We start from the raw sequence: 5,354 nt of genomic DNA, 5'->3' as shown, positions 1-5,354 counted from the left end.
CGGCGGGCCGGCCGGTGGGCTGGAGGCGGTCGACGCGGTCCGCGCGGAAGGTGCGCCACTGGCCGCGGGCCACGTCCCGGGCGACCAGATACCAGAGCCTGCCCGTGTGGACCAGCCGGTACGGGTCGATGTCCCGGACCGTGGCCTGGCCCTCCGCGTCCGTGTACGCCAGCCGGGCCCGCTCCGCTCTCCGGCACACGGCCGCCAGCTCCAGCAGCAGCGCGGGGCTGACCCCCGAGCCGCGCGCGCCGGGGAGCAGGACGAGGGCGTCGTCCAGTTCGCCCAGGCGCTCCGCGATACGGCGCGGCAGCACCGTACGGAGCTTCAACAGGGCGGAGAGCGCGGCCTGGTCGCTGCCCAGGGCGCGGTTCAGGGCCGCCTCGCCGAGCCCGACCGCGACGGCCAGCGCCTCCTCGTCGTCCAGGATCAGCGGGGGCACCCGGGAGCCGGCGCGCAGCCGGTAGCCGCCCCAGGGGCCCGCCTCGGAGTCGACGGAGTAGCCGAGTTCGCGCAGGCGGGCGATGTCCCGGCGGACCGTGCGGTCGGTGACCTTCAGGGACCGGGCCAGTTCGGCGCAGGTCCACGAGGGGCGGGAGGAGAGGAGGTTCAGCAGGCCCAGGAGCCGGGCGGAGGTGGCTAGCACGGGGGTGTCCCGGGGGGAGTCTCGGACAACGGCGGCACAACCAGGACCGTACCTGTCCTGGTCACGTCGTACCGTCCCCCTCATGACTACGCAGACCACTCCCGCCATCCGCTACGCCGCCGTCACCTTCGACTGCGCCGACCCCGCCGGACTCGCCCGCTTCTACGGCGAGCTGCTCGGCTACCGCACCCTCTTCGCCACCGACGACTTCGTCCTGCTCGGCACCGAGGGCACCCCCGGCCTCGGCTTCACCCGGGTCGCCGACTACCGCCCGCCCACCTGGCCGGACCCCGCCCAGGGCAAGCAGGCCCATATCGAGCTGGGGGTGGACGACCTGGACGCCGCCGAGCGGCGGATCCTCGAACTGGGCGCCACCAAGCCGGGGTTCCAGCCGGGCGAGAAGCGCTGGAGGGTGCTCCTCGACCCGGCCGGACACCCGTTCTGCATCACGACGCTGGCCTAGGGCTTCGGCCTCAGTTGGCCGTGCAGCTGAACGTCGGCCAGGTGGTGGAGCCGTTCTTCTGCACCGTCAGGCCCCAGTTGTTGCCGCTGCCGTTGGACTTGGCGGTCAGCACCTGGGCACTGGGATAACTCGCGGCCACATTCCACGTCGACAGGACCTTCTCCGGGGCCGGGACGTTCGCCGTCACGGTCCAGTTGTTCGCCCCGCTCACCGCGACATTCAGGTTGTACCGGTCGTCCCACACCTGCCCCGCGGTGACGGTCGTCGTACAGCCCCCGGTGCCGCCGCCACCGCCGCCACCGCTTCCGTCGGGTGCGACGGCGCGGCCGGTCTGGGGGGAGATCATGCCGGGGCACATTCCGCGGCTCGCCAGGTTCTGAGCGATCAGCGGGATGGCGGCCAGGCTGTTGGCGGGCCACTCGTGCATGAGGATGACCTGGCCGTTGCCGAGCCGGGAGACGGCCTGGACGATGGCGTCGGTACTGGCGCCGTTCCAGTCCCCCGAGTCGATGTCCCAGATCACCTCGGTCAGACCGTACTTGGCCTCGATGCCCTTCAGCGTCGCGTCGGTCTCCCCGTACGGCGGCCGGAACAGCTTCGGCGTCCCGCCGCCGGCGCTCGCGACGGCCTGCTGGGTGCGGGAGACCTCCGAGTCGATCTGGGCCTGGCTCAGCTGGGTCAGGTGCGGGTGGGTGTAGCTGTGGTTGCCCACCCACATCCCGGCGTCGATCTCGGCCTTGACCTGGGCCGGGTACGACGCCGCGTACTGCCCCTCGTTGAACATGGTGGCCCGCAGCCCGTTCTGCCGCAGCGCGTTGAGGACGGCCGGGGTGTGGTCGTTGGACGGGCCGTCGTCGAAGGTGAGTCCGACGTACCCGTTGCAGGTGGCGGCCCGCGAGGGGGCGGCGCCGACGGTCAGAGTGCCGGCCGTGGCCGCCGCGAGGGCGGCCGCGACGGCGACGGCGAGTCTGGCAGTGCGCATGCGCGTGCTCCTCCTTGTGGGTCCGGCGTCAGTTGGCCGCACAGCTGAACGTGGGCCAGGTGGTGGAGCCGTTCTTCTGCACGGTCAGGCCCCAGTTGTTGCCGCTGCCGTTGGACTTGGCGGTCAGCACCTGGGCACTGGGATAGCTCGCCGCCACGTTCCAGGTCGACAGGACCTTCTCCGGGGCCGGGACGTTCGCGGTCACCGTCCAGTTGTTCGCCCCGCTGACCGAGACGTTCAGGTTGTACCGGTCGTCCCAGGACTGGCCCGCGGTCACGGTCGCCGTGCAGCCGCCGGTGCCACCGCCGCCGGTGCCGCCGCCACCGCCGCCCGAACCGGAGCTGCCCACGGTGACGTTGGAGCTGCCGCTGCTCTGGTAGCCCTCGGTCGCCATGATCATGTAGTAGTTGAAGCTGCCCAGGTTCATCCCGTGACCGGCCCAGGCGTCGAAGTGGTTGCCGGTGGTGATGGTGCCGCCGGTCCGCTTGGACTGCCGCACGCTCCAGTACTGGTTGAAGGTCTTGGTGCCCTCCACCGACGGGGCGTTGGTCCGGGTCGTCTCGTAGATGTCGTACGTCCCGCCGTCACTGGTGACCGTGCCCTTGAAGGTGCCGGTGGGCCGGTAGCTGCCCCAGTTGTCGACGATGTAGTACTCGACCAGGGGGTTCGAGGTCCAGCCGTACAGCGACAGATACGCGTTGCCGGACGGGTTGAAGGTGCCGGAGTAGGTCACGCTGCGGCGCCCGCCGTTGCTCCAGCCCTTGCCGGCCACGAAGTTGCCGGCGTTGCTCCAGTTGGTGCTGTAGTTGCCTGCGGACCCCAGGTTCATGGAGACGGTGCCACCGCCGTCGGTCCAGAACGAGTAGTAGTACCCGTTGTCGGTACCGGTCTGGTTCGAGGTGATGACCGTGTCGGCGCCGGCGATCCCGGCGCCGGGCAGGGTCAGCGCCCCGACGGCGAGCAGGACGACGGCGCAGACACCTCGGAAGAGCGAGGTGAGAGGGCCCCGGGGTCGGCGTTCTCTTCGGCTGCGGATCTTCATGGACGTGCTTCCTCCTCATGGATCTGATGGAGCCGGATGAGGGTGGAGCGACGCGCTGCGCGATGGTGCATCAGTGTTGAGGCGTATACAAAGACAGTCAATGGTTTCGGTAGTTATTTCGAAACATTCGGGTCATCAAAGTCCCATGCACTCAAGGGCTTTGGCTGGTGAGAGGCCATCTTGCGCGACCGTCACAGACTTCTCCGAGACGGCGGAGAGAGCAAGATCGAGAGAGGATGGGGCCATCTCGAAAGTTTCGGAGCCCATGGGGAGCCATTGTCAGACCCTCCCCCTACAGTCACCCTCATGGCGACTCTTCCCAACCCGCTGCCCCGGCTGGCCACCGACCCCAGCGGCCGCAGCCTGGGGCTCCAACTGCCGCCCGGCAGGCTGCTCGACACGACCGAGAACGGCCCGCATCACGAGCCGCTGCTCTGGCTCGCGGACAAACCGGCCGGCCCCGGCACCTGGACCGCCCTCGGCGCCCCGGCCGCGCGCGCCGGGCTGCTGCCGGTGCTGGTGGAGACCGGCGGTCCCCAAGGCGGGCCGGAGGAATGGGACTTGATGCCGGACGACGTCTCCTACCCGGGGGACCACGATCCGGAAGACGTCCTCGCCGAGTACTGGGAGGGCGACGAGGAGTCCGGTCCCGACGACGGACTCGGGGACCTCGTGGAGCCGTTCGGGCCGGAGTGGCCCGGACTCGCCCCGCCCAAGAAGCTCAGCGCGGACCCGAGCACCCGCGCCGCGCACGCCGCCGACGAACTGACCGCCGACCAGGGCCAGTCCGTCTTCCCCGCCCCGCATCTCGCCCTCGTCCCCGCCCGCCGCTCCGCCGACATCCCGGCCGCGATCGGCTGGAGCGGCCCGCTGAACCACGAGAACGACGTGGCGCGGCTGTGCGCGGTCCTGCGCTCCTGGGAGGACCGCTTCGGCATACGGGTCGTCGCGCTCGGCTTCGACGCCCTGCTGCTGTCCGTGGCCGCCCCGCCGACCGACCTGGCCGAGGCCGAGGCGGTGGCGGCGGAGCACTTCGCGTTCTGCCCGGACAACATCACGCAGGGCGCGGACACCCTCCGCGCCTACGCGAAGGAGCTGGTCGGCGAGACCACCTGGTTCTTCTGGTGGGACTGACCCACCGGTGACGACGGCCGTCGGCCACTACTGCGCGGGCGCCCACTTCTCGCCGCCCAGCGGGAAGGCGTAGGCGGGGCGCCCGTTGCTGCCGCTGGTGCGGAAGGGCCGGCCCTTGTCACCGATCTCCAGGGTGCCGTGCCGGCCGCCGCTGGACCAGGACAGCTCCAGGTACCAACTGACGTCGTACGCCGAGGCGTTCGCCGTGACGTAGAAGACCTCGGGGTCCGACTCGCTCACGCTGAGGGGGAAGCCGCGCTGTCCGGCCACCGGCTGGACGGCCGGCCGTACGGCGTCCAGGGCGACGGTGAAGGAGTGGGTGGGCACCCCGCCGCCGCAGCCCACTCCGGGGTAGCCCATGGCGTAGTCGTTCCAGGCGAGCGGCGCGCGCTTGCCCGCCATCCGTACCGTCATCCCCTCCAGGACCACGGTCTGCTTGCCGCTGCCCTGCACGGTGAGCGTGACGTACTGCTCGCCCGCCGAGACGGCCTGGTGCACGGCCACCCACGCGGGCGCGTCGTTCTCGACGGGCGGCGGGGACACGGCCGTGGGCGGGCGGTCGATCAGATAGTGCTGGAAGCAGGGGCTCTCCCAGGAGTACGGGTGGGTGGTGATCGCGAGGGGGACGGCCGTGGACTCCTTGTCGTCCGCGGTCGCCCCGCCCGGCGGTGCGCTCGTGGCGGCGTCCGGCCGCGCGGTGCTTCCCTGGTCGGCGGAGGGCGAGGGGTGCCGAGCGGAGCCCGACGGGGAGGGCGAGCCGCTGCCCCGGGACGCGGTACCGGTACCGGTCGTGGGCGCGCGGTCCTGGGCGGCGGCGGTGGCTCCGGCGGGCGCCGCGCCCTGGTCGGGGCGCCCGCTGTCGGGCAGCCCGAACGCGAGGGCCACGGCGCCGAGTACGGCGGCTCCGGTGACGGCGGCGATGAGGACGGAGCGGCGGGAGCGGGCGCCGGGGCGGGAACGGGCGCCTGCGCGGAGGCCGGTGCGGGGGCGGGGCCCGGGAACGGCGGCTTCCGGGGCCGGGGTTGATGCCGGGTGCGGTTGCGGTTCCGGTTCCGGTTCCGGGTCCGGGGTCGGCTCAGGCGCGGGCGCC

General features: G+C 71.9%; 6 protein-coding genes. 2 read left to right on the top strand and 4 right to left on the bottom strand.

All coding sequences use genetic code 11. From position 1 onward, the window contains the following. Window positions 1-643 (bottom strand): helix-turn-helix transcriptional regulator (locus tag CCN72_RS11145; RefSeq protein ID WP_143664080.1); only part of this gene is annotated, 643 nt, incomplete at its 3' end. A gap of 82 nt (window positions 644-725) precedes the next feature. Between CCN72_RS11145 and CCN72_RS11140 the strand changes: the two genes are divergently transcribed. Then, on the top strand, window positions 726-1,106 hold the full coding sequence (locus CCN72_RS11140) for a VOC family protein (protein ID WP_086807379.1): 381 nt from the start codon (window positions 726-728) through the stop codon (window positions 1,104-1,106). A 10-nt stretch (window positions 1,107-1,116) separates the two neighbouring features. Here the strand turns inward: CCN72_RS11140 and CCN72_RS11135 are convergent, their stop codons facing one another. Both CCN72_RS11135 and CCN72_RS11130 read right to left on the bottom strand, forming a co-directional pair. Continuing rightward, window positions 1,117-2,088: a polysaccharide deacetylase family protein gene (locus CCN72_RS11135; RefSeq protein WP_086807378.1), complete on the bottom strand. Its 972-nt coding sequence runs from the start codon at window positions 2,086-2,088 to the stop codon at window positions 1,117-1,119. A 28-nt stretch (window positions 2,089-2,116) separates the two neighbouring features. Beyond that, on the bottom strand, window positions 2,117-3,130 hold the full coding sequence (locus CCN72_RS11130) for a glycoside hydrolase family 11 protein (RefSeq protein WP_086807377.1): 1,014 nt from the start codon (window positions 3,128-3,130) through the stop codon (window positions 2,117-2,119). 306 nt (window positions 3,131-3,436) lie between these two features. On the opposite strand from CCN72_RS11130, the gene CCN72_RS11125 reads away from it, so the two are divergent. After that, window positions 3,437-4,264 carry a DUF4253 domain-containing protein gene (locus tag CCN72_RS11125; RefSeq protein WP_086807376.1) on the top strand — a complete coding sequence of 276 codons (828 nt, stop codon included), beginning with the start codon at window positions 3,437-3,439 and terminating at the stop codon, window positions 4,262-4,264. Window positions 4,265-4,291: 27 nt separating this feature from the next. Here CCN72_RS11125 and CCN72_RS38945 read toward each other — a convergent pair. Then, a partial coding sequence (locus CCN72_RS38945; protein ID WP_086807375.1) for a transcriptional regulator occupies window positions 4,292-5,354 on the bottom strand: 1,063 nt, incomplete at its 5' end.

The sequence above is a fragment of the Streptomyces murinus genome (assembly GCF_002154555.1).
Taxonomy (GTDB): Bacteria; Actinomycetota; Actinomycetes; order Streptomycetales; family Streptomycetaceae; genus Streptomyces; species Streptomyces murinus.
The sequence above is the reverse complement of the archived record's forward strand: the minus strand, read 5'-3'. Positions and strand labels throughout refer to the sequence as shown.

Coding starts and splice junctions, on each gene's coding strand:
- CCN72_RS11140 (WP_086807379.1), top strand. CDS start 726: ATGACTACGCAGACCACTCCCGCCATCCGCTACGCCGCCGTCACCTTC.
- CCN72_RS11130 (WP_086807377.1), bottom strand. CDS start 3,130: ATGAAGATCCGCAGCCGAAGAGAACGCCGACCCCGGGGCCCTCTCACC.
- CCN72_RS11125 (WP_086807376.1), top strand. CDS start 3,437: ATGGCGACTCTTCCCAACCCGCTGCCCCGGCTGGCCACCGACCCCAGC.
- CCN72_RS11135 (WP_086807378.1), bottom strand. CDS start 2,088: ATGCGCACTGCCAGACTCGCCGTCGCCGTCGCGGCCGCCCTCGCGGCG.